Consider the following 25,898-nt stretch of genomic DNA (forward strand, 5'->3'; position numbering starts at 1 on the left):
CTTTCACCTCTTTAAACAAATTAACAAACCATCGCCCACTGGAACGAAAGTTGTTTGATAGTCGGGATGGTTTGCAATCCATTCCGTAAATTCTTTTAGTTTGCGAATCATCGAACGCTTATTTCTTGGCACTTCTTCAATCGGAAGTTCCGATAATCCATGCATATACATATTGTCAATATAAATGACTCCACCTGATGGCACAAGGGGAGAGTATGTTTCAAAGAAACGCATATTTTGTCCTTTTGCAGCATCTATAAAAACAGCATCAAAATTAGACAGAAGTTCCGATGCATCTACTTCCAACGCATCTCCTTCAATCAACGTAATTCGATTTCCGACATTTGATTCAGCGATAAACTGTTTGGCAAGCTGAATCCGCTCTTCATCTTTTTCAATAGTCACAATATGGCAATCTGGTACTGCTTCTGCAATCCTGATGGCCGAATAGCCAATCGCCGTCCCAATTTCAAGCAGCCTTTTCGGTTTTTGAATCCGCAAAATCTGCGTCAACACTTCGATGGCTTCAAGCTGCATAATCGGCACATGATGATTTTGTGCATATTGTTCCATTTTTAATAATAAGTCATTCCTTGGCTGAATGAAGGATTTCATAAATTCCTCTGAAAACTTCATGTTTTCGCTCCTCAACTGTATATAAAAAAGAAAAAACCAAACAAGTTGGCTTATTTTCAATGACCTATGGAAAAATCACATTTAATCATAACATGAAAGTCTATGGAAAGCGAACATTCTTTACTATTTTTCGCTCAAAAAGTTTCAATTTCAGACGTTTGGCTGAAATTAAGGTTTAAATAAAACGAGAAAATAGCAGTGTTAACCGGAAAGGCTAAACCTGCTATTTCCAATTGTCTATTTTTTATTATTGATATAAAGATTCTTGTTTTGCAAATGTTCTTCATAAGTTTTGGCAAAATGGTTGTTTCCATCTTGATCAGCCAAGAAATACAGATATTCGGTATCAGTAGGATTCAATGCAGCTTCAATGGAAACAACTCCCGCATTGGCAATCGGCCCTGGAGGCAATCCTGGATTAATATACGTGTTGTAAGGGCTTTGCACTTCTAAATCTTCATATAATACCCGTTCTTTATGCCCGCCTAACGCATATAAGACACTAGGGTCCGTTTGCAGTGGCATGCCGATTTCCATACGATTGTAAAAGACGCTGGCAATTGTTTCCCGATCTGTTTTAGCTGTGGCTTCTTCTTCCAACAAGGAAGCGATAGTCAATAATTCATGTACAGACATTTCTCTTTCCGCTAGCAATGATTTATATTCATTAATCACGCTATTGGTTTTTTCAATCATTGGCAGAATAACGTCATCCAAAGAAACATTTTCTTCGTAAAAAGCATAAGTTGCCGGGAATAAATAGCCTTCCAGTGGATAACGAATATTTTCATTCAATATTTCATCCGTCACCAATTCTGGGTAGGTACTCATCACGTAATCAATGAATTCCTTGCTGTTCACTCTATCCATAAATTGCTCTTTCGTATATTTCGTATGTTTTTCTACGATTTTTCCAATTTGCTCTAAAGTCAAACCTTCAGGAATCGTGATGGCCATTAAAGGTTCGCGGTACACTTTTCCTGTTTTTAAGCTTTCGAGTATTTCATCTAATGTCATGCTTGGCGTCATTGTATAATTACCTGCTTGGAAATTGGATTGATTTTTAAATTTGGCATAATATTTAAATATTCTTGCATCTTTAATAATACCATGTTCTTCCAATATTTTGGAAATGGCCGTAATCCCTGAACCTAAAGGAATTTCTACTTCGATTTGTTGATCTGAATCAGAATCAACCGGCTGAAGGGCACTTTTCACATAGATTGCGCCAAAAATGCCAATAAATAAAACAAGTGCGATAACAATGATTGTGACCCATGCAACAATTCGGCGAACTACTTTTCCTTCCTGTTTAAACTGCTTGATTTTATCCATCATCTCCTGGTCCACATATGTACCCCCTATCATTTCACTACATATGATAATAAATTACTGGATAGATGAACAATAATCAAATAGGTTTTGCGGTAATTCTATGTATTTGTACGTTTTTTGCTAAAAAAGGTTCGAATAATTGGCATTTTTATCGAATTATGTATATTCTTTCCTGCGGCGAATTCCAAAGAATCGCGCCGCAGAAAAATTCGATTTACTGTTGATTTAAATGCTCAAAAACTTCCTCAATTTTTTCCCATTCTTCATCAGATTCAACTGGAAAAATTTCATGAATTTCTCCATCTTCTGATTCTACAAAGCTTGCAGCAAAAAATTCACTATTTTCTTCATCATCAACTGTATAAATCACGTATTTCTTTCCAAATTCTTCTATTTCAAATTGATGAAGAACTTTGCATTCCACTTCATTTCCTTCTTCGTCAATCGCTGTAAAAGTTTTTCCTGAGAAAGTATCCACAAGGGTGTTATAAACTTCTTCCACCATATCCCACTCTTCATCGGTTTGAAGCTCTTGGAAATTTGTCATTTCTAAGTTTTCATCCAACTCAAACCGCACTGCCGAAATTTCGCCGTTTTCCTTTCCTTCCTCATCCACAACGCAATAAATGCAGTAAGAATGTTCATCAGTGTCAAAAGTAAACAACACTTTGCATGTTTTCATTCCATCTTCCGTTTCTAATTTGAAAAATTGCTGATCCATCGTATCCTCCTAATAAATAGACATAATCATACACAAGAAAAAAGTAGGCAATTCAATGCCTACTTTATCCTTTTTTATTCTTCGTCCTCGTCTTCTGACTCCCATTCTTCTTCGAGATTATTTAATACTTCTTCAACTAAATCCCATTCTTCTTCGGTTTCGATTGGGAGCAATTCTCCATCTTTTCCGTCCTCATCTGGAATGAAGGCAGAAGCAAAAATTTCGATTTGGCCTTCTTCATCTTCTTCTGCCCCAACATAGGTATATAATACGTAAGACTTTCCAAATTTCTCAGAATCAAATGTGTGGATTACTTGGCATAAATGCTCATTTCCATCTTCATCAACGACTGTAATAATATTTTCATCGAACTCATGGTTATGTGCCATGATGGTCACCTCTTCCTATAAAATACGCAAAATCTATATCATCCCCGACGATTGTCTAAAGGATTTTTACAAATCATTTCATTCATATTATTCACCCAACATGGGCTAATTATTTAAGAAATGATTTTCGGTCTAAATAACCTTGCAAAATCATAACGGCTGCCATCTTGTCGATGACTTTTTTTCTTTTCTTTCGGCTCACATCGGCTTCAATCAGCATTCGCTCAGCAGCCATCGTTGTCAACCGTTCATCCCAAAGCGTCACTGGCAAATTGAACGTCTCTTCCAAGAGCTTTTTGTATTTTTCTGAAGCTTCGCCGCGGGGCCCCACCGTATTGTTCATATTTTTTGGATACCCTACGACAAACTCCGTCACGCCATATTCTTTGAGAAGCTCTCTAATTCGTTCAATACCGAATTCGCCAGCTTCTTCATCTATATGAATCGTTTCGATCCCTTGAGCAGTCAACCCCAATGGATCGCTGATTGCAATGCCAACCGTTTTTGTACCGACATCTAATCCCATAACTCTCATTGATTATTCCTCTTGATGATGTCTAATGTAGAATTTCACAAGCTCTTCTAAAATTTCATCCCGTTCAAGTTTGCGAATTAAATTTCGTGCATCTTGATGGCGAGGAATGTATGCCGGATCACCAGATAATAAGTACCCTACAATTTGGTTTGTTGGATTATATCCTTTTTCCTGTAATGCAGAGTACACTTTCAGCATAACTTGCTTGACTTCTTCTTCCATTGATTCTTCTGGAAAACTAAATTTCATCGTTTGATCGAACGAATTCAAGACCAGCACCTCGCTTTCAGAAATCAGGAGTTGGAAATTCTCGCTCCATTTTCTCTATTATAACTGATTCAACGGGTCAGCGAAATAGATTTGTTCCCCAGTTTTTATAGAGATTTTACAAAATTATATACAGATTGAAGAGCTTCATCTAGTTTAGATGCATCTTTTGCACCTGCCATCGCCATGTCAGGACGTCCGCCGCCTTTTCCTCCGCATTGTTCTGCAACGGATTTTACGATATTGCCTGCATGATATTCTTTTCCAGCAATATCTTTTGTCACCCCTGCGCAAAGCATTACTTTGCCATCGCTAACAGCTCCGAGGACGATAACTGCTTTCTCCAACTTCGCTTTTAAGTCATCCATCATTTGACGAAGTTGATTATTATCTTTTGCTTCTACCCGTGTAGATAATACAGTGATTTCGCCAATTTTTTGCGCTGCATCGAGAACGCTTGCCGCTTCAAGGTTCGCCAATTTTTGGGATAGCGAATCATTTTCGCGTTGCAATTCTTTATATTCAGCTTGCAATCCATGAATTCGCATTACTAAATCTTTTGGATTTGCTTTAAATTGAGCGGCTGCCTCATGCAAGATTCTTTCTTCTTCTTTCACTGCCAAATAAGCGCCTTTGCCAGTCACAGCCTCAATACGTCTTACGCCAGCACCAATTCCGCCTTCTGAAACGATTTTAAACAATCCAATTTCAGATGTGCGGTTTACATGCAGACCACCACAAAGCTCGATGGAATAATCGCTGACTTGTACGACGCGTACAATATCGCCGTATTTTTCGCCGAATAGCGCCATCGCACCCATTGCTTTTGCTTCATCAATCGGCATTTCTTCGATAACCACTTCAATATCTTCCCAAATTTTTTCGTTCACGATGCGCTCAATTTGTTCAAGTTCTTCTTTAGATGCTTGTCCAAAGTGAGTAAAGTCAAAACGCAAACGGTCTGGTCCTACATATGAACCTGCTTGGTTAACGTGTTCACCTAGCACGTCTTTTAATGCCCGGTGTAGAAGGTGAGTCGCTGTATGGTTTTTCACGATAAGCTTGCGTTCTTCTTTATTCACCACAGCTTTCACTGGATCGTCAAGACGCATTTCACCGGATTCAACCACAACTGTATGAAGATGCTGGCCGTTTGGTGCAACTTGTACATCTTTTACAACAGCTCTAAATGTATCGCCTTCAATTACACCTTTATCCGCAATTTGACCACCCATTTCTGCATAGAAAGGTGTTTCAGCCAAAATCACTAGCACTTCTTCGCCTTCTGAAGCCAAATCTACAAGCTCGCCGTTTGATACAATGGCAGCAACTTTCGTATCGCTTTCTTCCACTTCATAACCAACAAAGACAGAAGGCACTTTTAAGTTTGTCAACACTTCATTTTGCACTTGCATGGAATCAACATCCACACGGGCATTTCTCGCACGCTCCCGTTGTTTTTCCATTTCTCTTTCGAAACCTTCATAGTCAACCGTCATGCCATGTTCAGCAGCATATTCTTCCGTTAATTCAACAGGGAAGCCGTACGTATCATATAAACGGAATACATCTTCGCCTGGAATTTCAGTAAGTCCTAATTTTTTCTCCCGTTCAACAACTTCGTTCAAAATTTCAAGACCGGCATCAAGTGTCTCTAAGAAACGAATTTCTTCATTTTTTACAACCCGTTGAATAAATTCACATTTTTCGCTTACTTCCGGATAGAAGTCTTTCATAATTTCGCCAACAGTTGGAACAAGTTCATACATAAATGGTTTTTCAATGCCGATTTGTTTTGCATATCTTACTGCGCGACGCAATAAACGGCGGATTACATACCCGCGTCCTTCATTGGATGGAAGCGCACCGTCACCAATGGCAAATGCTACTGTACGGATATGGTCTGCAATCACTTTAAACGGTGTATTGATGTCTTCTTTATTATTGAAAATTTCTTTTAGATCAATTTCACCAGGACGTTTATATCGGCGATTTGCAAATTCCTCAACTTTTTCAATAATCGGCATGAATAAATCTGTATCAAAGTTTGTTGGTACATTTTGCACAACGGAAGCCATCCGCTCAAGACCCATACCTGTATCGATGTTTTGTTTTGGCAGCGGCGTATAAGTACCGTCTGGATTATGGTTGAATTGAGAGAACACCAAGTTCCAAATTTCTAAGTAGCGTTCGTTTTCTCCACCTGGGAACAACTCTGGGTCATTTGGATCATTTCCATATTCTGGGCCTCGATCATAGAAAATTTCTGAGTTTGGACCGGATGGACCTTCCCCAATATCCCAGAAGTTTCCTTCGATGCGGATGATTCGTTCTTCCGGCAAGCCAATTTCATTCTTCCAAATGTTATAAGCTTCTTCGTCTTCAGGATGGATAGTTACAGAAAGCAATTCAGGATTGAATCCCATCCATTTAGGGTCTGTTAAAAATTCCCAAGCATAATGAATCGCTTCTCTTTTGAAGTAATCCCCGATAGAGAAGTTCCCCAACATTTCAAAGAATGTATGGTGGCGAGCTGTTTTCCCTACATTTTCAATATCATTTGTCCGAATGGATTTTTGAGCATTTGTAATACGTGGATTTGCAGGAATTTCACGGCCATCAAAATATTTTTTTAACGTTGCCACCCCTGAGTTAATCCATAAAAGGGATGGGTCATTCACTGGAATTAATGAAGCTGATGGTTCTACTGCATGGCCTTTTTCGACAAAGAAATCTAAAAATTTGCGGCGAATTTCTGCTGCTTTCATTTTTGCTTAACCTCCTATTAATTTTTTGTTTGACAAAATGAAAAAAGTCTTCATCCCAGTAAGGGACGAAGACGTACTATTCGCGGTACCACCCTCGTTACAGTTTCCGTAAGTTTCGGCAAAAGGAATTTGTCTATTAGCCATTAGAAACTGTCACTTTAGCCACTGTAACGTTAGTGAACGGCAGGGATTAGCTGCACTCAGGAGTAGCTTTCCGCAATTGCCGCAGTGGAGATTCTTTCAGCCCAGGGAATCTCTCTCTTTACACTCAGCAAAAACGTACTTTCTCCTTCATCGTGTTCAAATTTTATCCATTTTGACATTTTCTCTGTAAATTATATGAAATGCGCTAAGTCATGTCAATAAAAATAGCAGCCGCTTTATTTCTTAATATGGAAACTCGTTCATATACTTTCCAAAAAAACAGAAAGAATAGGAGAAGTATATATGGAAATGATGTCTTTCGAATTTTTTACAGCACTTTTGTCCATCATTTTTATCGATCTTGTTCTTGCAGGAGATAATGCTTTATTAATCGGAATGGTAGCAAAAAATTTGCCAACTAAGCAACAAAAAAAGGTTATTGTGGTTGGAACGCTTGCTGCCATTTTCATGCGCATTCTCTTTACAATAATGGCGGTAAAATTATTGGAAATTGATGGTTTACTCTTCATTGGCGGCGTTTTATTGGTCTATATCGCTTTGAAACTGCTGGCGACAGAAGAAAGCAACGATATCCGACCATCTGCAAAATCCTTTTTGGGTGCCGTTTGGACAATCATGCTTGCCGATTTTTTAATGGGCATTGACAATATTATGGCCGTTGCTGGCGCTTCTTCCGGAAACATGCTGTTGGTGGCAATTGGTCTTTTCATCTCCATTCCAATTATTGTGTGGGGAAGCACCATTGTCATTGGCATCATCGAAAGATTTCCGCTCTTCATTTATTTAGGCGCAGCCGTACTTGCATGGACTGCTTCAAAAATGATGATAAAAGATGCTTATGTGCAGCCTTATTTAACAAATCCATTGCCTATCATTTTATTCCAATTATTATTAATTTTTATTGTTGTTTTTATTGGGTATCTATTGCGCAGCAGAGATAAAGGAAAATCCCACCAATTTGAATAATTTATCAATTTCTGAAATAAGATGGGATAAAAAGGGTATGGGGGCTTAATATGCAATTAATTTTCGAAGACGGTTTGCTGCTTTCAACTATTGAAATTTGCTATAAAGGAAAAAGAAAATATTTGAATCGTGTTGCCATCGATTCAGGGGCCTCCCATTCTTTCATCGATATCGATTCAGTTGAAGACTTAGGAATTGCCTTTGAAAATGGAGACCCTTTAATTTGCCATTCAGGAATCGGCGGGGCGGAATATAGTTTTTCAAAAAATATCGATTATATAAAAATCGGAGAAAAAATCTTCCGAGAAGTACCCATTGATTTTGGCACTTTAAGGGGATTTAATATTCAGGGATTGATTGGGCTAGATATATTAAAATCCGGAGAGTTTCTATTAGATTTAAAAAATTTGCAACTCATTGCAATCGATGAGAAAAAATTAGCATAATGGAATCGCAAGCAGGACATGCTCTATTTAAAAAACATCACTTTCTCCAAAGAGAAAATGATGTTTTTTTTGATATGTTATTAAAAATTGATTTCCGTTCCGGGGACGCTTTCCGCAGGCCCTCCTCTGAGTCATTCCTTCGCTCCTCGTGGTCTAGAGAGGGCTCGTCGCAGGAAAACTTTGCTTTGCCACTAAGCGTGCGCGACAGGAACTCGCCCCGTCATTCCAATCAATTTTTAGTTATCAAAACTCTTTCAGCTACCCCTATAATTTTTTGTTTATGTCCCAGCCCCTGCTTTTTCTTAATTGGCGCCATTTATTGCTTGGCGACTATTTTATCCATTCTGACGATTATGTTTCCCTTTAAGGCGATTATTTTCCCTAAACTGGCGATTTTCCGATATTCTCAGAGGACATCAGCGAATAGCTAAAATCCATACAAAAAGAGCGAATGAGTTTTTCCATTCACCCTTTTCACGGTTTCTTACACATATCTTGAAATGATTTGCTGAAGTTTATCTTCTACCCGGTTATAATCCGCTTCAGTGATCGTCACACGAACGAGGCTTTCATCGATATCCAACATTTCCGCAAACAAACCGCCAAGCCCCCGAGCTTTCCGATCCACTTCCAATAATAACTCCACTGCTCCTTCCTGTTGAGCTAAAAAGGCGATTTCCAACTCATCCAATCGGCCGCGGAAAGGACCGGAAATCGGCACAAATTCAAATTCTTGAATAAATGGATAATTTCTTCGATAACGTAAAGACACTTGCTCATTTTCCGCTTTTCGAAGACGGAAACCTAAATTTTGTACAGCTTCCAAAACTCTGGATGCCAACCTTGACGGGCGCACTTCCATATAGTCTTTATCCGTTGAATCAACGCCGCTTTGTATATCTAATTCCGTTTTCACCCATACTCTTGTGCTTCCAATTGTAAGAGGCGTATCTACAGGCAGTTTAAAAGAAAATGGGATGATTTTTACTTCATTTGCTTGAATTGTAAACGGATCGCTTATTTTAAATTTATAGAAAGCATATGGAACTGTCACTTTCCGGTCATCGATTTCTTTAATATACGTCGTGTATAAAGTAAAGTAAATTGTATGAATCCGTTGCTCAACATTTCCCCCATACACTTCCACTTCGCCGCGAACTGTCTCGCCGGCACTGTAAGAAGATTTCTCCAGCTGCGTATCTACTTTGGCAGAACCAATTCCTAAAGATGCAAGCATTTTATTAAAAAATGACATTTAAACTCCTCCTTATTTGCAAATTTCCTCTTAATCATACGATTCAATGTCCAAAAAGTTTCAATTAGGGGAATTATGGATTTATAATAAATGAAATAATCTCCACATACATAGCCGTCATTTCTTCAGGTGTTTTATCCATGCCGTTTTGAATCCATTGTTCTATCAACCCTAAAAAGGCCGCCGTAATGAAGGATCAAAAATAATCAATAGGCACTTTTAGATTTTTAGTGAAATGTTCATTTTTTCCAAGTTCTTCTGTAATTTTTTAATAAAGGCATCCTGCATGCGAAAATGAAACTCCGTACTTCCATGAACACTTAAAAAGATTTTTAAAACATTGGAATAGTCTTCAAAAAAAGCGAAATAACATCTCTTGCTCTTTTTCAAAAGTAATGGTGGATGTATAGCGTGCTTGCAACTGATCGATATAATCACCTAATTTTGAAAACAGCTCTTCTTCCATTTTCTCTTGCAAATCATATTTATCTTTATAATGCAAAGAAAAAGTACCTCGATTGATATCGGCTTCTTTTGCAATTTTCCCTACTGTAATAGTTTCAAAAGATTTTTTCTCCAATAACTTCAAAAAGGAATTTTGAATTAGCTGTTTCGTTTTTCGATTCTTTTCCACATATAAATCTTGATGGTAAATTTCCCACTTTGACTATCCCAGCCAACATATTGCAGGTCATTAATCATATTAAAAATAAAAAAGATAGACCAACAGGAAATTACCTGTTTGCATCTATCCTTTTTATGTTCTATGAAATTTTCTTTTGTTCTGAATACCATTTTAAAAATGTATTTCTTTCTATTACATTTAAAAGACATGGAACTTTTAATTGTTCTTGCACTTTCTTGTATTTTTCCGGAAACTCATGTTGAACATTCATTCGAATATACGGCAATTTTGCTTGAGCTTTTTGAGAACGAATATTTGATTTTTTCACTGCCACAAACACATATTGTAAATCCAACTCAGTAAAAGCCTTGTAGAGCATTTCCTTTTTTGCCAATTCGTTGTATCCTTTCCCCCAATATGGATAACCTATCCAAGTACCAATTTCACAAGTTTTCGAGTTTTTATCAATATCTTTCAATGTGATGATTCCAATCAACTCTTTATTTTCGTTGAAGATGACTCTTGAATATTGTTTTCCTAGTTTTTCTTGCTCTTTTATAAATTCAATAAATTGAATTGTGCCTTCAACAGAAGTTTGTTCTTCAGACAGCCCTAATGGTTCACGTACTTGGGGCTGTGATGAAAGAGATGAAATAGATTTTGCATATTTTTTATCATGAGGCATTAGCAAAACTTTTTTCATAGAACCACTCCAAAATTAAAATTTATAATGGGATTTTACTATATATTGTAAAAATTTCAATATTACAAAAAAATGCAACTTTAAAGAATACAAGGCTGCATTTATAATGGCCTTTATTGTTTCTTTTTCAATACGATGCATGTACTCGTCGCGTATGCAATCAATTTTCCCTCTTCATCTATGACGCTGCATTCCAACAAACCAAGTGTTGATCCTCGCTTGATTATTTTACTCTCAGCTCTTAATGCTTGACTGGTCGGGGCTTTTAAAAAGTTGATTTTTAGTTCGACCGTTGTGGAGATTTCATCCTCTGCCAAAGTGGTTGAAAAAGCATATCCCATCGCAGCATCTGCAATAAGGCTAATGATTCCTCCGTGAACGGTTCCAATCGGATTATGAAAATTCTCCGTTTTTTCCAATCCCACAACGACTCTCCCTTTTTCTGCTTCCAATACTCGATAACCAATCATCTGTGCCGCACTGCAGCTTGGAATTTGATTTTGGGCAAAATAAATAAGCTTTTCTAAGTAACTCATCAAAAATTCACCTTCCCTAAATCTTTTTGCAGGTGCTTTCGATTTTATGAATTTTCATTATGTTATAATGTATAAAATTAGAATTTCGCCAAGGAGGCACTATGAGGACAAAAGGTGAACGTTCAAAACAACATATTCTGGAAGTTGCCAGTATGCTGTTCAGTAAAAACTCTTTTAAAAACGTAACCATTCGACAAATTGCTAAAGAAGCCGGCATTTCACCTTCTCTCATTTACAAATACTTTCATACGCAAGAAGATTTGTATTACGCTGCTTTGCAATCAGCCTGCCAAGATTTATTAGAGCGTTTAAAAACGATTGACCGTTTAGAAGATTTTGTGCATGAATATTTGCGCTATATGTTTTCATCGGCACTGTTTGAAATGATGTCGTATTTTTCTCTTGAACATGATTCATCCAAAAACTTCATCCCTATTTCAAATGAAATTAATAAATTTCTTCAATTATTGGAAGAAAAAATATCCGGACCAAATGCAAAAATCGAGGCCCAATTGTTGTTTTCCACCCTGAACGGGCTCATTATTTCATACAAAAAAGTACCGCGCGACACGGAAGCGAAAATCGCGACGATTCAAAAATTGGCCGACTACTATATTGCCAATTTAAAAAACCGAATATAAAAGATGAGGCTGGGACAAATCTAAAAAAACATCATTTTCTCCAAGGAGAAAATGATGTTTTTTTGATATGTTATTAAAATTGATTTCCGTTCCGGGGACGCTTTCCGCGGGCCCGGCTCGAGCCTCCTCTGATTCATTCCTTCGCTCCTGCGGTGTCTCGAGAGGGCTCGTCTCAGGAGTCGCCCCGTCACTCCAATCAATTTTTAGTTATATCAATTTTTTATCAAAACTCTTTCAGCTACCCCTATAATTTTTGGTTTATGTCCCAGCCTCAACATTATTAAACCGGATTTTTTTCTTCTGCGAATTTTGACTTTATAATTTTGCCGACTGCATTGCGTGGCAGCTGATTAAGAAAGACCACTTCCTTCACGGTTTTGAAAGATGCCAAATGTTCTTTCGTGAATGCGATGATCTCCTCCTCTGTAACTTCCGCGCCTTCTTTTTTCACTATAAAAGCCCTTGGCACTTCTCCCCATTTTTCATCCGGCTTACCAACAACTGCTACTTCTTGTACTGCTGGATGTTCCGAAATCACCGCTTCAATCTCTGCTGGATAAATATTTTCACCGCCGCTGATAATCATATCTTTTAATCGGTCCACTACATAAAGGAATCCTTCTTCGTCGATGTAGCCAACATCTCCCGTATATAATTCGCCATTCTGTACCGTTTTCTTATAACTTTCTTCATCTTTATAATATCCGACAAACACTTGGGGACCACTTAATACGATTTCACCAATTTTCCCTTGCTGAACCGCCTCTTTTGTTTCAATATCGACAATACGCAAACCAGCCTGCATAACAGGTTTTCCCATCGATTTATATTTGTCTTTATTTTGAGATTCCTTCCAAAAGGTAATCGCACCAGTGAATTCTGTCATTCCGTATACTTGCTGTATTGGTATGCCAAGTTGTCTGAAGCCAAGAATCAATGGCGCAGGTACAGCCGAGGCGCCGCATGAAATATTTCGAATACTTGAAATATCTGTTTTGACAGAAGGATAGGTTTTGAGCATAAATGCCAGCATCGCCGGTACACTCATCATTGTCGTAATTTGATGGCGTTCAATTGCTTTCCAAGCTTCAACCGGATGGAAATCTTCCATCAATATCATCGTGGCACCAACATGAACATTTGTGATGAGCGGTGCAAATCCCCCTATATGGAAGAACGGTGCAACCATCAAGAAGCGATCTTGCTCCCACCAATCAATTGTATGAGTAAGCCCGATGGATGCCGCTTGTAAATTATTGTGGGATATTAAAGCTCCTTTAGGTTTGCCAGTTGTCCCTGATGTGTACATCATTAAGATTGGCTCATTGTCATGGGTCACATATTGCGGCTCAGCGGCTTTTTGCTTATAAATGTCTATTAGCTTATTTGTGCCGATTGCAGCAACAGGCAATTGTTTTGCCGTTTCTTCAAATACTTCATCATACACTAATAATTTAGCATCACTATGGGTGATAATGTATTGCAATTCTTCTGTATGTAAACGATAATTTAAAACAACTGTCACAACCCCAATTTTTGCCGCACAAAAAAATGCTGCCACAACATGCTCATTATTTTTGCATAGCAGTGCAATTTTATCTCCTGCTTTAATTCCCTCTTGTTGTAAAAACTGTGCAAAGCTATTTGCTCTTTCATTCATCTCATGAAAAGTCAGTTGCACATCATTGCGGATAAACCCTACTTTTTCTCCTTGCAATATTGAACGGCTGGCTAAAATTTGACCGATATTCATACTCCCATCCCCTTTTTATAAAGTAGATCATTATAAAATAGGCAAATGTTCAAACCGTTTCGTAATAAATTCTTGATATGAAACAAACAATTCTTCCCATAAAGCTTCCCATCTGCGGGCAGCACGCATATTATCCTTATTCGGTAAATCTACTAAATTTATTTGCATAATCGAGGAAATTTCCTCCGCATATCTTCTTATTTCTTTAATGGATAAATGCGGGAACATTTCCTGCAATACAATTGTTAAAGGCCATTTAGACTTTTGTAAATCGCGATAAATTTGTGATAATAATACATTTCTTGGGCCTTCCCATAATTCGTTAACTATGCTGTCTCTAAATAAGCGGGCGATATCATTAAAATCTTCAATGGCCCCATTTCCGCCAAAAAGAGAGATTGCTAATCTCAGATTTTCAACCGCTTCTTTGGAAGTGTAAATTTTTTGCAGCAAAATCAATTCGCGCAATGCAAAGTTATCTAATGGATCACCGCTTGGATTTGCAAATTTTTTATATATATGAAAAGCCGTTGCGACAGTTCTTTTTGCCGCGTATTCCAAATCTGCGAGCTGGGCAGCTGCCATCGGAAACTGGTCAATTTTTCGATCAAATACTTCCCGAAAGCTGGCATAAAGTTTTGCTTCTCTTGCAGCGCGCATCATAAATGCCCCACTGGCAAATCCAATATCTAGACGGGATCTTGTCAACACAATACTTACGGCAATGGCAACCCCACAATCTTGAGGACCAATGCGATAGGCAATCGCCCCTTTATATTCAATTTCACCAGAAGGCAATTCACAAGTTCCGAGTTTCCATTTCAATCGATTGATTTCATAGTGATTGCGGATTTCTTTCTTTTTATTCTCAGGAAGCCATGAAGGTACTATAAATACAGCAATGTCATCTGTATCTTCAATTCGTGCAGTTACAACAGCATAATCCGCATGTACAGCTGAACAGAAATATTTATGCCCATACAGCCTGTACACATTTCCATCAGGCACAGCATTTAGCACATTGGCAGGTATATCGGATCCACCCTGCATTTCTGTCATAAATTGTGCTCCTATTGCAAAATCGCCGTTTATTCCTTCTTTGGCATGGCGATGTATTTCCCGAACTGCATCCGGGACCTCATCATAATAGGCTTCAATCAGTGCAATTAAACCATCTGTACAAACAAGCGGGCACGAAATGGCTGCTTCCCCGTTGCTTTGCAACAAATAACGTTTGCAAATCCCCTCATATGGCAAATTTTTAACAGAAAAAAGGGCTTCTTGAAAAACTTCTTTTGTCACTTGCACTGCTTCTTGTGGTTGTATGATTCGATCGATACGGTGATTAAAAGCATCAAAATGCCGAATTTTCGGATGATTTTCAGGTCGGGCATATTCAGAAATCAATGGGCGCCACCGATAAGCAACTTTCTTACTAAAGGGTTTTAATGCTGCAATCAACTTTCCATAACCGTCTCCTGCCAATTCTTTTAACACTTGCAGCAAAAATGGATTATCCAAATCATTTAATTGAGCACGTTTTTTCAAAAATTCATCAAAGGAGTACCCTTCATTTTTTTCCACTTTAAGCATCAAACCCCCCCTTTTTATTTAAATTTTATAAAAATTCACGCAAAGAGTAAACAGTGTTCACTTTTAAAAAATTGACCAACATAGTGTTATGAAGTATTTGAAAACAAAAAAGGCAACAGGTTATTATTCTGCTGCCTAACATGAATTACACTCTTTCAATTACCATTGCAATCCCCTGTCCGCCGCCGATGCATAAGCTGGCAAGTCCATATTTTCCGCCCCGGCGTTTTAATTCATAGGCGCAAGTCAATACAAGGCGCGTGCCGCTTGCTCCGACAGGATGTCCTAACGCAATGGCGCCGCCGTTGACATTGGTGATTTCCCGATTCAATCCCAATTCCTTTTCAACAGCTAAATATTGGGCGGCAAAGGCCTCGTTGATTTCTATTAAATCGATATCATCTAGGGCAAGATTCGCTCTTTCCAACGCCTGTTTGATGGCTGGTACAGGACCGATGCCCATAATGGATGGGTCCACCCCTTGAATGCCCCAAGAAACAATTCTTGCAAGAGGCGAAAGACCATTTTCATTAACTGCTTTTTCGCTTGCCACAATGACCGATGCTGCGCCGTCATTGATGCCGGAAGCGTTCCCTGCTGTAACTGTCCCACCTTGTTTAAACACCGGCTTTAATTTGCTTAACGCTTCGATGGTCGTATCAGCTTTGATATGTTCATCCACTTCAATGATCGTTTCTTCTTTTCTTGTTTGAATTTTTACCGGCACAATCTCTTCTTTAAAAAGGCCTTTCTCCCGGGCGTTGGCAGCGCGCTGATGAGAAAGCAGGGCAAACTCGTCTTGTTCTTCCCTTGAAAGCCCGTATTGTTCAGCCAGATTTTCCGCGGTGATACCCATTCCTATACCCGTATATTCATCAAAAAGAGTTGCTTGTAGCATATCGGTAAATTGCAAGTTTCCTGATTTCATTCCTTTAAAGCGCACATCAAAATTAGAGAAAGGCGATTGGGACATATTTTCTGCCCCGCCAGCTAAAATCACATCCCCTTCGCCCAATAAAATCGATTGAGCGGCTGTTACAATGGATTGCATGCCGGAACCGCACAGGCGATTCAACGTCAAAGCCGGCACTTCCTTTGGCACGCCTGCGTGAAGTCCGATATGGCGCGCTAAGTATGCGGCATTTCCGCTTGTAGCAATGACATTTCCATAAATCACATGGTCAATTTGTTCAGGCAATACTTTTGAACGTTTCATCGCCTCTATTGCCGTAGCTGCTCCTAATGCAACTGCATTTGTATTGGCGAAAGTTCCTCCAAAAGATGTGAAAGCTGTTCTTGCACCATCCACTAAGTAAACATTTCCCATATTTCCCCTTCTTTCTATACGGTTTCTTTTTTCGGACGTAGCGTATGTTTCAAGACTTTCCCTGATGCATTCCGTGGAAGCTGCTTTAATTCTTCAATTTCCACCGGCACTTTATATTTGGCAAGTTTAGTGAAGCAATAGTTAATAATTTCTTCAGATGTCAGGGATTTTCCTTCTTTAAATACTACATACGCTTTTGGCACTTCCCCATACACTTCATGAGGAACACCGACAACCGCCGCTTCTAATATTTCAGGGATTTGATACAGCACTTCTTCCACTTCTACAGGGTAAATATTTTCTCCCCCGCGGATAATCATGTCCTTTTTTCGGTCGACGATGTATAAAAATCCTTCTTCATCGAACTTTCCTAAATCGCCTGAATATAACCAGCCATCTTGAATCGTTCTCGCCGTTTCTTCCGGATTTTTTAAATAACCTTTCATCACCTGCGGACCTTTCACGCAAATTTCGCCTACTTCCCCAACCGGCACTTCTTCCCCATTTGCATCCACCAATTTGATTTGTGTATTTTTGAGCGGCTTTCCAACTGAACCGATTTTTTCGAGCGCATATTCATCGGTAAGGGAAGAGGCTGCAGGGGTATTTTCTGTTTGTCCATACAAATTTTGTACTTTTACCTTTGGGAACGTATCTTTTAATTTCTTCACAAGTTCATAAGGCATTGGTGCAGCGCCATAGCAGAATAATCGTAAATTTTGAAAATTATATTGTCTGATTTCCGGTTTATTTAAGATGATGGTATACATTGCCGGCACGCCGAAAAAAATCGTCGCTTCCGTTTTTTCAAGATTCTTTAATGTCCTGTCTGGTGAAAAGGCTTCCTCTATGACAACGGTTCCTCCTTTGTATAATGTCGGCATGGCAAATACATGAAGACCTGCACAGTGGAAAAGTGGCGTGCAAATATAAGTCCGATCTTGATTTGTAATGTTCATCGAATCCGACCAAATTTTTGCCGTTTCAATCATATTATAGTGGGATAACATGACTCCCTTTGGCTTTCCCGTTGTTCCCGATGTATACATAACAACGGCGGTTTGATCCTGTTCAATTGGCACTTTTGTAAAATCGGTTTGATTTCCATGAAGAATTTCTAAAATTTTCGATGTGGAAATGACTTGGTCAAAAGTATGAGTTGTCGGTTTGATGATTTCTTCGATTTTTTCATCATAAAATAACACCTTTGCTTCCGAATGTTGGAAAATGTAGTCTACTTCAGGAGGGGCTAGTTTCGTATTCACCGGCATAACGGTTAATCCTGCTAATTTGACGCCTAAATAGACAGGCAAAAATAAATCGGTGTTCAGCATGAATTGAGCAATTATATCTCCCTTTTTGTACCCCTTGTGTTGCAAATAGGCCGCAACCTTTTTCGCATTTTCAAACAATTCCCCGAACGTCATGGTCTTGTTCTCAAAAACAATCGCTTCTTTGGAAGGTTGTTTTGAAGCATGCTCCTCAATAATGTTTGTCATTAACATATCCCATCCCCCTTATCTTATCATTCATTTGAAAATTATTTGATTTTTCGAGAAATTATGTGTATTTAAGAACATCCGCACTAATTAGGGCTCTATCCACACTAATTGATGAAGCATCCGCACTAATTGGGGCTCTATCCACACAAAATGATGGAGTATATGCACCAATTAAGGCTGGCTATGCACTAAATGAGAAACTATCCTCACTAAATCGAAGCAGTAAACGCACTAATGGAAATTCCATTCGCACTAAATAATGAAGCAAACACACCAATCCAGGCCTAGCCTCATTAAAATCTTTTAAATATCCATTCTGGTTTTATCTCAAGGATCAATTATTTTTATTTCATTATTACTAAATACCATAGAACTTGTAGGAATTTTGTATTATTTTTTCAATATAACATTCTTGTAACATTAGTGTAATGTTTTTTTGCTATAATCCAAACTGTGAATCAGATAATAAAAAAATAGTACAAGAACGAAAAGGACTTGATTAGGTTATGAATAAATTTACAAAAATAATTGCATCATTTGTTTTAGGAACATCCTTCTTCCTTTCAACAACATCAGGAGCTTTTGCTGCTACATATACGGTAAAAAGTGGAGACACACTATACAGCATTGCAAAAAAATATAATACGACGTACCAAGAAATTATGGAGTTAAACGGTTTAACTTCAACTCTCATCAAAGTTGGACAAAAATTAGAAGTGAATGGTACAGACAATTTAACAGAGAATCCTAATTTAAAAGCTGTCGAGTTAGCAAAAAAATACATAGGCGTGCCTTATGTTTTTGGAGGCAGTTCTCCTTCAGGTTTTGACTGTTCCGGATTTATTTATTACGTGTATAAAAATGCCGGAAAATCCATCAGCCGCGAAACTGCAGCTGACTACTATCAAAAAGCTACAAAAGTGACTTCACCAAAAGTAGGCGATTTAGTCTTTTTCAGCAACACTTATAAAAAAGGCATTTCACATGTTGGAATCTACATTGGCGATGGACAAATGATTAATGCCTCAAGTTCAGGCGTAAAAATCGAATCCATCAAAACAGGCTATTGGAAAAACCGTCTTTCTGGCTATGGACGCATTTAAGCCAAGTTTGAAAATCTAGGCCATTCTTCAAATCACATATTAAAAGGAGAATTTGAACTCGCTCAAATTCTCTTTTTCTTTTTCCATTTGCTTACACCACATCATCAAAATACAAAACCGTCTTCATCGGATCGCCTAATTTTCGAAGCTTCCAAGTGTCTTCTAAATAAATTTCTGCCAGTTTTTCGTACTTTCCGCCGTAGCGATTCGCCCATTCAAGGGCTACAACGCTTTCATACATCCAAGCCAGTTGTTGAGCAATCCCTTTTCCTTCAAAAGTTTGCGCTGCTTCATCCAAAGACACAAAAGTTTCCAAAGCAGCTTCAAGTTGTCCAAGCTTTTCCACCACAATTTGTTTTAACTTCGAATCTCTTACCTTTTTCAAGCGCTGGTTCATTTCATCAACAAATAATTGATGGGCGTTATACTTTTTGAATAATCGAATCACTTCTAAGGCTAAGATGTTTGCCGTTCCTTCCCACACCGTCAATACTTGCGCATCCCTTAAAAGTCTTGGTGTAACGAAATCTTCAATATATCCATTTCCGCCATGGAGTTCAATTGCTTCATGGGCAAAATGAATGGACTGTTCCGCTGTCTCTTTTTTCATGATTGCAATATTCAAACGATTCATTATAATATCCCGCTCAGTTCCTTGGCCCCTTGTCACCACATCGTACAATTGAATCAAATCAAACATGGTAGCTACTTCCACATGAAGTTTTGCAGCCATTTTCGCTAAAGAATCTTGAATCATTGGATAGTTGGTTAATCTTTGTCCAAAAGCTTCCCGATTGGAAACATAATATTTCGATTCAATGAACGCTCTTCGCATAATGCCGACTGAAGCAATTCCATTGCAGATTCTTGATAAATTCAATGCCTCTAACATATAGTAAATACCCTTTGTCGGATCTCCTACTACATAGGCAATTGAGCCGTCAAATTCCACTTCACCGGAAGGCACAGCGCGAACGCCCAATTTATCTTTCAAACGTCGAATCAGCAAATGATTGAGAGACCCATCTTCTTTTCTCCAAGGCACAGCAAACAGTGTAAGCCCTTTTGACCCTTTTGGAGCATCTGGCATGCGGGCTAATACCATGGCAACGCCGCACATCCCCGCATTAGACGCAAAATATTTCTCGCCATATAATCGGTAATTCGTGCCGTCAAATCTTGCTTCAAGAATGTTTGCTCCGACATCCGAACCGCCTTGCCGCTCTGTTAAGAAAGTCGCTCCTTCGTACAATTCCACTTCGCCCGTTGAGCAGACGTGAGGCAAAAATTTTGCTTTTAATTCCTCATCTGCAAAATGATCTAACAAATAGGCAGTGGCAAGGGTTAATGTCACAGGACAATAAAATCCCGGCTCCGCATGGGAAAGTAAATAACCTTGGGCAAAACTGTAAATATAATTCCCTTTTCTCCCTAGTTCTGGAATTTCCTTATGCACGTAGCCAACAATTCCCGTATTATACGTTTGTTCTACAGTCTTTTTGTATCCCTCATTAACCCAAATTTCCGATACTTCTTCTCCGTATTTGTCGTAACGGATCAGGCGGGGCTCCCCTTCCCGGTCCGTATGCTTTGCCCGCGCATCAATCTCGCCGCATACCAAAGCCCCGAAGTCTGTCAGTTCTCTAAATGCAAATTCATAAAACTCTTGATCCAGCATTTGCTCCAATATTTTTTGCAATGTATCATCGCTTGTAAAAAAGTTTGTCTCTTTTTCCGCCACCACATTTTGCAATACTTTCATTCTACAATCGCCTGCGCTTTCAATTGTTGTTTTAATATTTTTCCGGAAGCATTCCGTGGAAGGGCTTCCACCTGTTCGTATAGACGCGGCACTTTATAGCTTGCCAGATGCTCCGATAAATACGCCTTCAATTGTTCCACATCAATCGGTGTATTTGCCGCAAACACCGCTTTCACTGTTTCCCCCCATTCCGGATGAGGTACTCCAATAACTGTTACTTCCTGAATTCCTCCAAATTGTAAAATTCGATCTTCCACTTCTTTCGGATAAATATTCACGCCGCCGGAAATAATGACGTCTTTCTTCCGGTCAACCACCCAAATATAGCCGTCTTCATCAAAGCGGGCCAAATCCCCTGATTTCAGCCATTCTCCATGGAAAGCTTGTTTTGTTGCTTCTTCATCGCGATAATAGCCAACCATGTTTCCTTCCCCATATAGCACAATCTCTCCAATTTCACCTACTCGAACATCTTCACCGTTTTCATTGACAATGCGGATTTCTGTTCCAAAGGCTGCCCGCTTACCAATGCTGCCTGCTTTTTTTACATGTTCATATCCAAATAAAATGGTTCCACTTGGCCCAGCTTCCGTTAAGCCGTAAACGCAAGTTAATTTATCCGTTTTAAATGCTTGTTGTATATGGCGCACTTCTTTTTCGGATAACGATGCTCCGCCATAAACCCACCATTTCATGGAAGATAAATCCGCTGTTTGCAATCTCGGATGGGAAGCCGTTAATAAATAAGCAACCGGCGCTCCAAAGAAGTGGGTTGTTTTTTCTTTTTCTACCGTGTCAATAAGTAAATCAGGGGTAAAAGTAGGTGTAAGTACATTTGTTGCTCCAACAAGAACAGCTGACATTAAGAACAAATGCAACGGCGCTGAGTGAGTGAGGGGCATCATTAACAACATTCGGCTTTCCGGCTTTACTTCCATTTCAATGGCAATCATATGGGCAACTGCTAAAATATTGCGATAGCTGAATAATACGCCTTTTGGTTTTCCTGTTGTTCCAGATGTATAGAGGATTGTTGAATAGTCATCTTCTTTTAATAAACATTTAATTTCTGAGCTGTCGGACTTCTCAATGAGCTCGTTATAGTCGAGCCAACTTTCTTTTTTTGCTCCAGTTTTAATTTTAATTTTGACATTTTTTATGCTCTCAACCGATGAAAAAATAGCTTCATGAGCGATGATAGCCTTTGCCTGGGCATGATCTGCCACATACTCCACTTCCGATAAAGTGAATTTCGCATTTACAGGCACCACAATCGCACCAATTCGCTGTATTGCAAAATAACTAACTACAAATTCCAATACATTTGGCATAAAAATCATGACTTTATCCCCTTGTTGAATGCCAAGGTCAAGCAAAGCATGGCCCAATCTTGTCGCTAGTTCATCCAATTCCTTGTAGGTAACCCGGCGCCCTTGGCAAATCACGGCCTCGTTCTTTGGATATTTTCGGGCATTTCTTGCTAAAAGCATGGAACTATTCATTCGCATCTTCCCCCTTTAATTTCGCTAGTTTTTCGCAAAAATTGTCATGAAGCTGAATTAATTCGTTTTTCAATTGGGTTAACTCCTGAATTTTTTCATCAATCTCTTTAATTTTCTGTGCACCGTACTCAACGGTTCTTTCCAGTTGTTTTATTCCGGTGCGGTCGCAATCGAATAGCAGAACCATTTCTTTAATTTCTTCTAAGGAAAAGCCATATCTTTTTCCGCGCATAATAAGCTTCAATTTGGCAATTTCTTTTTTGGAAAAGGTTCGTAAATTGGATTCCGTTCGATTTGGTGAAAGCAATCCGATTTCTTCATAATATCTAAGCGTTCTTGGTGTGATATTGAATTCCTTTGCAACTTCCTGTATCGTTTTCATCCCTTTCACCTCTTGAATTTGGCCTTATTATAGCATTGACGTTAACGTAAACTTCAAGATATTATATTAAATATTTTGAATATTAATAATATTGTATACTGATTCTTATATATAAAACATAAAAGCGGCAGCACTTTGCCACCGCTTTTTCATCCTCATTTAATTTTCAACAATCGTTCCGGCTTGTCCCAACAATGCGTCAAGGGCCTTGTCCAAAGAGGTAATCATGGCTTTTCGGTCCGGTTTGGATTCCACAAACTGAATGGCTGCTTTTACCAAACCCTTCTTTGGCATAGCTATAAATACCGCTGTCTAAATCAGGCTTTTTGATGGATAGATTTTGGAATACAAGCCCAAGGGCGATAATTCCAATACCTGTAATAACCCATCCAATCAACATAGCCCCCGCATTGGCACCGAGAGCTATGTCTCCTGCCATATTAAATGCTCCACTGCCAATCATTGAACCTACAACTAGTGCAATTAATGCAAATAAGTCATATGCGGAATTTCATCTTTTCGCACGCCGGCCATAATTTTTTTGACCATTTCGAGCGTGTCAAAAGATTATTAATTTCTTCACCAGCACATCCACTCCACCCAACAGGAAGGTAGGAATGCCAGCCATCACTAAAATGAGTATCCAGTCCAATATTTCAATTGGGGCTGTAGAGAAAACTTGCTGCAATGACGGAATATAAATCACCATCAACATTAATACAAAGGAAGATAAAACCGCCCCTGTCAGAAATTTATTTTCAAAAGGATTTCTAGAAAATATCGACTTTTCCGAGCGGCAATCAAATACATGAATCAGCTGCGCCATTACAAGAGTTGCAAAGGCAACGGTTTGAGCATATTCAAGATCCCCTTTCTCAAGGGCCATCATAAAAGCAGCAAGGGTAATAATGCCAATTGCAAGTCCCCGTGAAATGATTTTCCAGCCAAGGCCTCTTGCAAAAATTCCTTCTTTCGGATTCCGCGGCTTGCTTTTCATTACTTCTCCTTCCGGCTGATCCACTCCTAAAGCCATGGCAGGCAAACCATCTGTAATTAAGTTTACCCATAAAATATGAATCGGCACTAATGGCAATGGCAACGCAAGGATGATGGCAAAAATCATCACAAGCATTTCCCCGACATTGGAAGCAAGAAGATAACGGATAAACTTGCGGATGTTCTCGTAAATATTCCGTCCTTCTTCAATGGCTGATTCTATCGTTGCAAAATTATCATCCAATAGAATTAGAGAGGAAGACTCTTTTGCCACGTCGCTTCCGGTAATCCCCATGGAAATTCCAATATTCGCTGCTTTAATGGCTGGCGCATCATTGACGCCATCTCCCGTCATGGCTACAACATGCCCTTTTTGCTGCAACGACTTCACAATTTTTAATTTATGTTCAGGAGATACCCTCGCAAAAACTGCCACATCTTCAACGATTTCTTCTAATTCATCTACAGACATTTTTGCCAATGTTTTTCCGTCCATTATTTTGCTGTTTTCTTGATAGATGCCTAGTTGGGTAGCGATTGCTTTTGCCGTTGCCATATGGTCGCCGGTAATCATCACCGTTTTAATGCCTGCCTGTTTGCATTTTTCCACCGCTGCTTTCACTTCGGATCTAGGCGGGTCAATAATGCCTTCTAGTCCCATTAAGGTTAACCCGCATTCCGCCTCATCCGCTTTTTCGATTACTGTACTAGCTGGCACTTCTTTATAAGCAATCGCGATTGTTCTTAACGCCTGAGAAGCTAAATCATGAATGGCCGAATGAAGGGAGTTCTTTATCTCCTCCGACAACAATTCTTCTTTGCCATTCCAAATTATTTTGCTGCATTTATTCGTCAGTACATCCGAAAGCCCCCTTCGCAATGACAAACTTCTTCCCGCTCGCATCTTCAACGAGCATAGACATCATTTTTCTTGTAGAGTCAAAGGGGAATTCTTTTATGATTTTAAATTCTTTTAGCAATTCATTTCGATCGAATCCGGCTTTCATTGCCGCAACCAAAAGAGCGCCTTCAGTTGGACTGCCAATCAACAAATATTCATGATCTTGTTTCTTGAACAGCAACCAATAATACAATCACTAAAAAGTCTTTAAATTGGCTGAAAAAAAGTAATAAATCGGATTGTTTTTTATGTTTCTCAAGCTCATTATAGCCATATTGTTCAATCCGCTTTTGCGCCTCACTAGTTGTTAATCCCTGTTCAATGTCCGTGTTCAGCTTTTTTCGACTTCCTCAATATTCAGTGTGGTAATTCATCCGTCTTCACTCCCTCATAGCTGCCTTCCTTTCACCCTGTTCCATCAGCGAGCATTTCTAGGTGTTTATGTGAAAAACAAAATCTTTCTTACTTATAGATTACCATTTATTTTACAAAGGGAATGTATCCGTTTTTTGAATATTTATAACTACTCAACAAATTTTAACCAATCTTTTCTTTGATGGCACAGCGAAAATAAGAAATTTGTATTTCACGAAATGAAAAAGTTCCAGCGCCCTGCAACTGGAGCAATAAAGTGATTACATTTCCGAAACTTTTCTCTTTTTGTATCGTATAAAATTTAGAATTTGTATTTTAAAAAAGGATGATAATTTTTTTCGGATAGGAAGTGACTACATGCTTTTTGATTTTATGTTTTCCATTTTTCCGTTATTATTTTTTATTATTTTTGGCATTTTCCTTTTTCGCTTTTTTTCAAATATTAAGGAGGGCATAAAAAATAATCACTCTCCCCTTTTGACTGTTCCAGCGAAAGTCGTTGCGAAAAGGATTCAGGTTCGCGGAGACCATTCCCATACTACTTATTATGTAACCTTTGAAGTGCAAAGTGGAGACCGAATGGAATTGAAGGTGAATGGCAATGAGTATGGAATGCTAGTGGAAAATGATATCGGTTTACTCTCTTTTCAAGGAACGCGTTATGTTTCCTTTGAACGGCAAAACTCTTAGAAGAACTCTACATATTTAAAGACA

General features: G+C 38.8%; 26 protein-coding genes, 2 pseudogenes and 1 other annotated feature. Of the genes and pseudogenes, 6 read left to right on the top strand and 22 right to left on the bottom strand.

Features of this window, described 5'->3' with window-relative positions; all coding sequences use genetic code 11:
* Positions 1-3: 3 nt before the first annotated feature.
* The 7 genes from DKZ56_RS10820 to alaS all read right to left on the bottom strand — a co-directional run bounded on the left by DKZ56_RS10820 (position 4) and on the right by alaS (position 6,651).
* Positions 4-636, bottom strand: a complete 633-nt coding sequence (locus DKZ56_RS10820) for an O-methyltransferase (protein ID WP_208650003.1) — start codon at positions 634-636, stop codon at positions 4-6.
* Between the two features lie 237 nt (positions 637-873).
* Positions 874-1,974: an endolytic transglycosylase MltG gene (mltG, locus tag DKZ56_RS10825; RefSeq protein WP_484421936.1), complete on the bottom strand. Its 1,101-nt coding sequence runs from the start codon at positions 1,972-1,974 to the stop codon at positions 874-876.
* A gap of 211 nt (positions 1,975-2,185) precedes the next feature.
* Positions 2,186-2,692 carry a DUF1292 domain-containing protein gene (locus tag DKZ56_RS15985; protein WP_208650005.1) on the bottom strand — a complete coding sequence of 169 codons (507 nt, stop codon included), beginning with the start codon at positions 2,690-2,692 and terminating at the stop codon, positions 2,186-2,188.
* 74 nt (positions 2,693-2,766) lie between these two features.
* Positions 2,767-3,081, bottom strand: coding sequence for a DUF1292 domain-containing protein (locus DKZ56_RS10835; RefSeq protein ID WP_208650006.1), 315 nt, complete (start codon positions 3,079-3,081; stop codon positions 2,767-2,769).
* 109 nt (positions 3,082-3,190) lie between these two features.
* Entirely contained in the window at positions 3,191-3,616 is a 426-nt protein-coding gene (ruvX, locus tag DKZ56_RS10840) for a Holliday junction resolvase RuvX (RefSeq protein WP_208650007.1), read from the bottom strand.
* A gap of 3 nt (positions 3,617-3,619) precedes the next feature.
* A complete protein-coding gene (locus DKZ56_RS10845) occupies positions 3,620-3,886 on the bottom strand; it encodes an IreB family regulatory phosphoprotein (RefSeq protein WP_208650008.1) in 267 nt (88 codons plus the stop codon).
* Positions 3,887-3,990: 104 nt separating this feature from the next.
* Positions 3,991-6,651: an alanine--tRNA ligase gene (gene alaS, locus DKZ56_RS10850; RefSeq protein WP_208650009.1), complete on the bottom strand. Its 2,661-nt coding sequence runs from the start codon at positions 6,649-6,651 to the stop codon at positions 3,991-3,993.
* 58 nt (positions 6,652-6,709) lie between these two features.
* Positions 6,710-6,955: a binding site (T-box leader), on the bottom strand.
* 143 nt (positions 6,956-7,098) lie between these two features.
* On the opposite strand from alaS, the gene DKZ56_RS10855 reads away from it, so the two are divergent.
* A complete protein-coding gene (locus DKZ56_RS10855; protein ID WP_208650010.1) occupies positions 7,099-7,782 on the top strand; it encodes a TerC family protein in 684 nt (227 codons plus the stop codon).
* A 50-nt stretch (positions 7,783-7,832) separates the two neighbouring features.
* Complete coding sequence (locus DKZ56_RS10860; RefSeq protein WP_208650011.1) at positions 7,833-8,228, top strand: retropepsin-like aspartic protease; 396 nt, start codon at positions 7,833-7,835, stop codon at positions 8,226-8,228.
* A gap of 484 nt (positions 8,229-8,712) precedes the next feature.
* Here the strand turns inward: DKZ56_RS10860 and DKZ56_RS10865 are convergent, their stop codons facing one another.
* The 5 genes from DKZ56_RS10865 to DKZ56_RS10880 form a co-directional block, all read right to left on the bottom strand.
* The gene (locus DKZ56_RS10865; protein ID WP_208650012.1) at positions 8,713-9,483 is read right to left on the bottom strand and encodes a sporulation protein; all 771 of its coding nucleotides are present in this window, start codon (positions 9,481-9,483) and stop codon (positions 8,713-8,715) included.
* Positions 9,484-9,556: 73 nt separating this feature from the next.
* On the bottom strand, positions 9,557-9,673 hold the full coding sequence (locus tag DKZ56_RS15830) for a TetR-like C-terminal domain-containing protein (RefSeq protein ID WP_425471054.1): 117 nt from the start codon (positions 9,671-9,673) through the stop codon (positions 9,557-9,559).
* Between the two features lie 162 nt (positions 9,674-9,835).
* Positions 9,836-10,117, bottom strand: a complete 282-nt coding sequence (locus tag DKZ56_RS15570; RefSeq protein WP_245989429.1) for a TetR/AcrR family transcriptional regulator — start codon at positions 10,115-10,117, stop codon at positions 9,836-9,838.
* Between the two features lie 130 nt (positions 10,118-10,247).
* Positions 10,248-10,811: a GNAT family N-acetyltransferase gene (locus tag DKZ56_RS10875; protein ID WP_208650013.1), complete on the bottom strand. Its 564-nt coding sequence runs from the start codon at positions 10,809-10,811 to the stop codon at positions 10,248-10,250.
* 113 nt (positions 10,812-10,924) lie between these two features.
* The gene (locus DKZ56_RS10880; protein WP_208650014.1) at positions 10,925-11,347 is read right to left on the bottom strand and encodes a PaaI family thioesterase; all 423 of its coding nucleotides are present in this window, start codon (positions 11,345-11,347) and stop codon (positions 10,925-10,927) included.
* A 101-nt stretch (positions 11,348-11,448) separates the two neighbouring features.
* On the opposite strand from DKZ56_RS10880, the gene DKZ56_RS10885 reads away from it, so the two are divergent.
* Complete coding sequence (locus tag DKZ56_RS10885) at positions 11,449-11,988, top strand: TetR/AcrR family transcriptional regulator (protein WP_208650015.1); 540 nt, start codon at positions 11,449-11,451, stop codon at positions 11,986-11,988.
* A 280-nt stretch (positions 11,989-12,268) separates the two neighbouring features.
* Here the strand turns inward: DKZ56_RS10885 and menE are convergent, their stop codons facing one another.
* From menE to DKZ56_RS10905, 4 genes are all read right to left on the bottom strand, one after another.
* A complete protein-coding gene (menE, locus tag DKZ56_RS10890) occupies positions 12,269-13,741 on the bottom strand; it encodes an o-succinylbenzoate--CoA ligase (RefSeq protein ID WP_208650016.1) in 1,473 nt (490 codons plus the stop codon).
* A 30-nt stretch (positions 13,742-13,771) separates the two neighbouring features.
* On the bottom strand, positions 13,772-15,334 hold the full coding sequence (locus DKZ56_RS10895; protein WP_208650017.1) for an acyl-CoA dehydrogenase family protein: 1,563 nt from the start codon (positions 15,332-15,334) through the stop codon (positions 13,772-13,774).
* Between the two features lie 145 nt (positions 15,335-15,479).
* On the bottom strand, positions 15,480-16,661 hold the full coding sequence (locus DKZ56_RS10900; protein WP_208650018.1) for an acetyl-CoA C-acetyltransferase: 1,182 nt from the start codon (positions 16,659-16,661) through the stop codon (positions 15,480-15,482).
* 14 nt (positions 16,662-16,675) lie between these two features.
* Positions 16,676-18,166, bottom strand: coding sequence for a class I adenylate-forming enzyme family protein (locus DKZ56_RS10905; protein WP_208650019.1), 1,491 nt, complete (start codon positions 18,164-18,166; stop codon positions 16,676-16,678).
* A gap of 59 nt (positions 18,167-18,225) precedes the next feature.
* Here DKZ56_RS10905 and DKZ56_RS10910 point away from each other — a divergent pair, with 59 nt between their 5' ends.
* Both DKZ56_RS10910 and DKZ56_RS10915 read left to right on the top strand, forming a co-directional pair.
* On the top strand, positions 18,226-18,423 hold the full coding sequence (locus DKZ56_RS10910; RefSeq protein ID WP_208650020.1) for a hypothetical protein: 198 nt from the start codon (positions 18,226-18,228) through the stop codon (positions 18,421-18,423).
* Positions 18,424-18,669: 246 nt separating this feature from the next.
* Complete coding sequence (locus DKZ56_RS10915) at positions 18,670-19,266, top strand: C40 family peptidase (RefSeq protein ID WP_208650021.1); 597 nt, start codon at positions 18,670-18,672, stop codon at positions 19,264-19,266.
* Positions 19,267-19,357: 91 nt separating this feature from the next.
* On the opposite strand, the gene DKZ56_RS10920 is transcribed toward DKZ56_RS10915, so the two are convergent.
* The 6 genes and pseudogenes from DKZ56_RS10920 to DKZ56_RS10945 form a co-directional block, all read right to left on the bottom strand.
* Entirely contained in the window at positions 19,358-21,028 is a 1,671-nt protein-coding gene (locus DKZ56_RS10920; protein ID WP_208650022.1) for an acyl-CoA dehydrogenase family protein, read from the bottom strand.
* A complete protein-coding gene (locus DKZ56_RS10925; protein WP_208650023.1) occupies positions 21,025-22,530 on the bottom strand; it encodes a class I adenylate-forming enzyme family protein in 1,506 nt (501 codons plus the stop codon). The genes DKZ56_RS10920 and DKZ56_RS10925 overlap by 4 nt, the downstream gene beginning before the upstream one ends.
* Entirely contained in the window at positions 22,523-22,912 is a 390-nt protein-coding gene (locus DKZ56_RS10930; protein WP_208650024.1) for a MerR family transcriptional regulator, read from the bottom strand. The genes DKZ56_RS10925 and DKZ56_RS10930 overlap by 8 nt, the downstream gene beginning before the upstream one ends.
* A 199-nt stretch (positions 22,913-23,111) precedes the next feature.
* A pseudogene (locus DKZ56_RS15990) lies at positions 23,112-23,408 on the bottom strand (amino acid permease); the annotation flags it as partial.
* Between the two features lie 63 nt (positions 23,409-23,471).
* Positions 23,472-24,978 (bottom strand): annotated as a pseudogene (locus tag DKZ56_RS10940) (cation-translocating P-type ATPase); the annotation flags it as partial.
* Complete coding sequence (locus tag DKZ56_RS10945) at positions 24,965-25,144, bottom strand: cation-transporting P-type ATPase (protein WP_208652237.1); 180 nt, start codon at positions 25,142-25,144, stop codon at positions 24,965-24,967. The gene DKZ56_RS10945 and the pseudogene DKZ56_RS10940, both read right to left, overlap by 14 nt.
* A gap of 397 nt (positions 25,145-25,541) precedes the next feature.
* Here DKZ56_RS10945 and DKZ56_RS10950 point away from each other — a divergent pair, with 397 nt between their 5' ends.
* Positions 25,542-25,874, top strand: coding sequence for a DUF2500 domain-containing protein (locus DKZ56_RS10950; RefSeq protein ID WP_208650025.1), 333 nt, complete (start codon positions 25,542-25,544; stop codon positions 25,872-25,874).
* The last annotated feature ends 24 nt before the right edge of the window (positions 25,875-25,898 follow it).

Source organism: Ureibacillus thermophilus (assembly GCF_004331915.1).
Lineage (GTDB): Bacteria > Bacillota > Bacilli > Bacillales_A > Planococcaceae > Ureibacillus > Ureibacillus thermophilus.

Bases quoted from the DNA above. Each gene is read 5' to 3' on its own strand.
- DKZ56_RS10905 (WP_208650019.1), bottom strand. From the start codon at position 18,166: ATGTTAATGACAAACATTATTGAGGAGCATGCTTCAAAACAACCTTCC.
- DKZ56_RS10895 (WP_208650017.1), bottom strand. From the start codon at position 15,334: ATGCTTAAAGTGGAAAAAAATGAAGGGTACTCCTTTGATGAATTTTTG.
- ruvX (WP_208650007.1), bottom strand. From the start codon at position 3,616: ATGAGAGTTATGGGATTAGATGTCGGTACAAAAACGGTTGGCATTGCA.
- DKZ56_RS10885 (WP_208650015.1), top strand. From the start codon at position 11,449: ATGAGGACAAAAGGTGAACGTTCAAAACAACATATTCTGGAAGTTGCC.
- DKZ56_RS10820 (WP_208650003.1), bottom strand. From the start codon at position 636: ATGAAGTTTTCAGAGGAATTTATGAAATCCTTCATTCAGCCAAGGAAT.
- DKZ56_RS10900 (WP_208650018.1), bottom strand. From the start codon at position 16,661: ATGGGAAATGTTTACTTAGTGGATGGTGCAAGAACAGCTTTCACATCT.
- DKZ56_RS10915 (WP_208650021.1), top strand. From the start codon at position 18,670: ATGAATAAATTTACAAAAATAATTGCATCATTTGTTTTAGGAACATCC.
- DKZ56_RS10880 (WP_208650014.1), bottom strand. From the start codon at position 11,347: ATGAGTTACTTAGAAAAGCTTATTTATTTTGCCCAAAATCAAATTCCA.
- DKZ56_RS10875 (WP_208650013.1), bottom strand. From the start codon at position 10,811: ATGAAAAAAGTTTTGCTAATGCCTCATGATAAAAAATATGCAAAATCT.
- menE (WP_208650016.1), bottom strand. From the start codon at position 13,741: ATGAATATCGGTCAAATTTTAGCCAGCCGTTCAATATTGCAAGGAGAA.
- alaS (WP_208650009.1), bottom strand. From the start codon at position 6,651: ATGAAAGCAGCAGAAATTCGCCGCAAATTTTTAGATTTCTTTGTCGAA.
- DKZ56_RS10930 (WP_208650024.1), bottom strand. From the start codon at position 22,912: ATGAAAACGATACAGGAAGTTGCAAAGGAATTCAATATCACACCAAGA.
- DKZ56_RS10925 (WP_208650023.1), bottom strand. From the start codon at position 22,530: ATGAATAGTTCCATGCTTTTAGCAAGAAATGCCCGAAAATATCCAAAG.
- DKZ56_RS10920 (WP_208650022.1), bottom strand. From the start codon at position 21,028: ATGAAAGTATTGCAAAATGTGGTGGCGGAAAAAGAGACAAACTTTTTT.
- DKZ56_RS10860 (WP_208650011.1), top strand. From the start codon at position 7,833: ATGCAATTAATTTTCGAAGACGGTTTGCTGCTTTCAACTATTGAAATT.
- DKZ56_RS10855 (WP_208650010.1), top strand. From the start codon at position 7,099: ATGGAAATGATGTCTTTCGAATTTTTTACAGCACTTTTGTCCATCATT.
- DKZ56_RS15985 (WP_208650005.1), bottom strand. From the start codon at position 2,692: ATGGATCAGCAATTTTTCAAATTAGAAACGGAAGATGGAATGAAAACA.
- DKZ56_RS10865 (WP_208650012.1), bottom strand. From the start codon at position 9,483: ATGTCATTTTTTAATAAAATGCTTGCATCTTTAGGAATTGGTTCTGCC.
- DKZ56_RS10950 (WP_208650025.1), top strand. From the start codon at position 25,542: ATGCTTTTTGATTTTATGTTTTCCATTTTTCCGTTATTATTTTTTATT.
- DKZ56_RS10835 (WP_208650006.1), bottom strand. From the start codon at position 3,081: ATGGCACATAACCATGAGTTCGATGAAAATATTATTACAGTCGTTGAT.
- mltG (WP_484421936.1), bottom strand. From the start codon at position 1,974: ATGATGGATAAAATCAAGCAGTTTAAACAGGAAGGAAAAGTAGTTCGC.